We start from the raw sequence: 3,509 nt of genomic DNA, 5'->3' as shown, positions 1-3,509 counted from the left end.
AGAGGAACAGGCTAAAACTGACCTTGAACATAGTGCCTATGGAAACATGCCGAAATGGGCGGAACATAATCCGATTACCTTTTGGGAAGCAGCCGACCTTTACGAGCGCAAAAACGGTAGTACCTATCGAGAATATGAAATTGCCCTACCTAGAGAGATGAATGCCGAGCAACGTCTAGAACTGGTTGAGGATTTTGTTCGGTCCGAGATCGGCTCAAAATATCCTTATCAGTTTGCGATTCATAACCCTAAAGCAATGGACGGCAATGATCAGCCTCACGTTCACCTCATGTTTAATGAGCGTCTGCAAGATGGAATCGAGCGAGATCCAGAGCAATATTTCAAACGCTATAACAGCAAGAATCCTGAACGTGGCGGAGCTAGAAAAGACAATACAGGCAAGAGTTACCAGGAACGAAAAACTGATATTAAAGACCTGCGCCAAAGATGGGCAGATTTATGCAACAGCCATTTAGAAAAACACCAAATTGATAGCCGTATTGATATGCGAAGCTACAAAGAGCAAGGCATAGAGAAAGAACCTGAAAAAAAACTATTACCAAGCCAAGCCAAAGACCCTGAAATCAGGGAAGCCCTGCAACAGTCACGCACAGCCTATAAAGAACTTGAGCGACTAGACTTAGGCGACCCGAAAAAAGACCTAAAAGACCTCAAAGACAGCCCAATTTCAGATAAAGAAATTAAACAGGGCATAGATAGCTTTAAGGCTGATTTTGAGAGCTTCAAACAGCTTGCTTTGGAGCAGTACAAACAACAGCAGAAATTAGAACGAGAGCAACAGAGAACAATGAAGTCTAGAGGAATGAGCCGATGACACCTGATGAAAAAAAGTTATATGCACTGATGGCAGTTGCAGAACAACAGCAGAACTTAGTCAATCAGGCCGTTAAAGAGCTTCAAATCACCGAGGAACGCATTCAGAAGGTCATCGCAGGGCAAACCCATAGCACCGTATCAAAATCGCTAAATACGGGCTTACAGGAAGGAACAGCGGAGCTTATTAAGACCGCCAAAGCACTTGGACGCTTGAATAATTCAATTGAATCAGCCAGTGATCAATTTTCATGGAAGCTCATTGCTATCGTTCTAGGCATCTTTGCCATTCTGATGCTTGGCATCATTTGGTTATTCAGTGTTTATATCAAACCACTTGAGAATATTTCTAAGATTGAAAGTTTAAGACAGGATGGTATTCAGCTTGATATTCGGAGTTGCAATGTTGAAGGCGAATCCAAAACTTGCGTTAGAGTGATGAAAGAACAGTGTAATTATGGAAAATATGGGGATTTATGCGTCATAGATCCAAAATGATAAGCACTTGATAAAGAAAAAGCCCATTCAGTATTGAAACTAAATGGGCTTTCGCTTTATATTCAGCGGTACGCAGTTATTTGATGCTCGAACATCAAGTAACGAAGATCAGCAGAGCTACCAACTCGTGCAGATTTCACACTAAGGCTTGTACCTGAACTCTATTTTCACAATAAACAGTGTTTAGATCAAGACTCAAAATGATAAGTCTTCGTTAATTCGTGTTTTAAATCGTCAAATAAGCATCATAGATCGAGCTTTGCCTGCTTCTGCGTGTCCGTTTTACGGATTGGCATGCGTTGCATGTGGAGGGAATAAGTGTCACTGGTGCAACGTAGCGATAGTCGAAAGGCTAAACCGCTTACAGGGGATTCTCACAAAGGCGGAGCGTTGGAAGTAGTTGTATAGGTCGATTAAGTTGCATGCTGGGGAAACCCTCGCAGAGATATCGCCATACTTCGACAGGGAGCGTGTGGGAGAAGGTGCAAGACCTTTAGTCCTTGTCTGCATAGTCAGCAAAACTATGTGCGGATACGACCGATATACGTGGCTCCGAAGCCAAAAGAATATGCGGTAAATCGGCAATACTTAAAGGATGCGTCATTTTTTCAAATGACCGCCTTTAGGGAAAGTATTGCCGAAACTCTCTCAACCGTTTCCAAAGCCAAAGCACGAAGTGCGACGCTTTGGAGGCGAGTTGAGAAGTTGAGAGCATTAGTTTTTATGTTCTTAATGGTGCTGGCCTTTAATTTAAGAATAATTCAGCTTAGGCTATTTGTCTTAATTTTATAATAATATATTGACATAACTCATTGTAATATAAAAAAAATTTGAAAAAACTATCTAACTCATTCACACTGAATAAAATAAACTTCAAGGAACTCTCAGCACATGAATTTCATCTACTTGATCGAAAGAATCGCCAATCTTTTATTTATTTTAGAAAGTGTCTTCAATTACGGCTTAAATTTTTGTCTTAATAATACTTCGGAAGTATTTTTAACTGTCCTAATAATGGCTTTTAATTTTATATTTCATAAAGTTATATTGCTTTAAAAAAATTTAATAAACGGCTCAAAACTATAAGTATGAGCCGTTTAATGTATCAATTTTAATTTTTACGCTGATTCAATGTGTCTTGGCCTAAGTCTTTCCAAATTTCCCATTTCGCATCATTTGGGTCGATTTCAGCAGTTTTAAGCAGAACTCCAAGTAATTCTGCAGGATCTCGTTTATCCAGGTTAGCAATTTCAAAAAGTGCGCCTAATTGGATGAGGTGTCGTGTACGAGCTTTGCGTTCAGCTTCCTTTTCTGCATTAAGTAATTTTCTAACTGCTACTTTTTGCTTATTTGCTCGATCAATGGCTTTTTCGGCTTTAATCAAGGCATTCAGTTTTTTCTCTTGGTCGGGTGTACGGTATTGAATTTTTGCTAATTCCAATAAAAGTTTTTGAGCATCACTTGGATTCTTTAAAGCAGAAATATACGTGATTTTTTCAGACAGCCAATCATTATTCATATTTGATTCCATTAATTCAGATACCGCAAAAGCACAGGCTTAATTCTCAAAGAACGATAACAAAATAATTACGTCCAATGTCCGCAATTTTGTTAAAGTTCGTTCTAGAGAAGTTCGCCTGTACTTCCATCAAAAATTTGATGGCGCGCTTAGACGTTTCTCTACTTCGTAGAGAAACCTAATCACGTTAGGGACTTCATCCCTAAAACCCTGAAACTTCTTTTTTTCGTTCAATTGAAAATTGAATGAAAAAAAGAAGTACCAAAGCTAGGAGCAAGAGCATGCAACTAAAACAGGTATTGGGAAAAATCAAAGATATTAGTTTTGGCGTAATCGCAGCACCGCTATTAATCATCATTATGATTTGGGCTTCGATACTTGATCAAAGAGCTTTTAAGAAGCAACGAAACCAAAAAAAGGAACAGGATAAACCCTAATGGCGATAGCTCGTTTAAGTGTCAAAGTTGGTAAGGCAGGCAAGGCAGCACCGCATGCCGAATATATAGATCGGGATGAAGAAAAAAAGAAAAAAGAGGAACAGGCTAAAACTGACCTTGAACATAGTGCCTATGGAAACATGCCGAAATGGGCGGAACATAATCCGATTACCTTTTGGGAAGCAGCCGACCTTTACGAGCGCAAAAACGGTAGTACCTAT

Annotated in this window: 4 protein-coding genes and 1 pseudogene; 4 read left to right on the top strand and 1 reads right to left on the bottom strand. The window is 39.5% G+C overall.

Translation table 11 applies throughout. The annotated features are described in order from the left end of the window. Together FTV25_RS15750 and FTV25_RS15745 are read left to right on the top strand one after the other, a co-directional pair. Positions 1–835: MobA/MobL family protein (locus FTV25_RS15750; protein ID WP_180029618.1), on the top strand; the 835-nt coding region annotated here is incomplete at its 5' end. Continuing rightward, complete coding sequence (locus FTV25_RS15745) at positions 832–1,332, top strand: hypothetical protein (protein WP_044103823.1); 501 nt, start codon at positions 832–834, stop codon at positions 1,330–1,332. The genes FTV25_RS15750 and FTV25_RS15745, both read left to right, overlap by 4 nt. A gap of 1,111 nt (positions 1,333–2,443) precedes the next feature. Here the strand turns inward: FTV25_RS15745 and FTV25_RS15740 are convergent. Then, the gene (locus FTV25_RS15740) at positions 2,444–2,851 is read right to left on the bottom strand and encodes a conjugal transfer protein TraD (RefSeq protein WP_180004506.1); all 408 of its coding nucleotides are present in this window, start codon (positions 2,849–2,851) and stop codon (positions 2,444–2,446) included. A gap of 281 nt (positions 2,852–3,132) precedes the next feature. On the opposite strand from FTV25_RS15740, the gene FTV25_RS15735 reads away from it, so the two are divergent. Together FTV25_RS15735 and FTV25_RS15730 are read left to right on the top strand one after the other, a co-directional pair. Continuing rightward, complete coding sequence (locus FTV25_RS15735) at positions 3,133–3,288, top strand: hypothetical protein (RefSeq protein WP_171198935.1); 156 nt, start codon at positions 3,133–3,135, stop codon at positions 3,286–3,288. Beyond that, positions 3,288–3,509 (top strand): annotated as a pseudogene (locus FTV25_RS15730) (MobA/MobL family protein); the annotation flags it as partial. The gene FTV25_RS15735 and the pseudogene FTV25_RS15730, both read left to right, overlap by 1 nt.

The sequence above is a fragment of the Acinetobacter sp. YH12249 genome, from assembly GCF_013417475.1.
Classification (GTDB): domain Bacteria; phylum Pseudomonadota; class Gammaproteobacteria; order Pseudomonadales; family Moraxellaceae; genus Acinetobacter.
This window is presented reverse-complemented; position numbering and strand designations above follow the sequence as displayed.

Coding starts and splice junctions, on each gene's coding strand:
- FTV25_RS15740 (WP_180004506.1), bottom strand. CDS start 2,851: ATGAATAATGATTGGCTGTCTGAAAAAATCACGTATATTTCTGCTTTA.
- FTV25_RS15745 (WP_044103823.1), top strand. CDS start 832: ATGACACCTGATGAAAAAAAGTTATATGCACTGATGGCAGTTGCAGAA.
- FTV25_RS15735 (WP_171198935.1), top strand. CDS start 3,133: ATGCAACTAAAACAGGTATTGGGAAAAATCAAAGATATTAGTTTTGGC.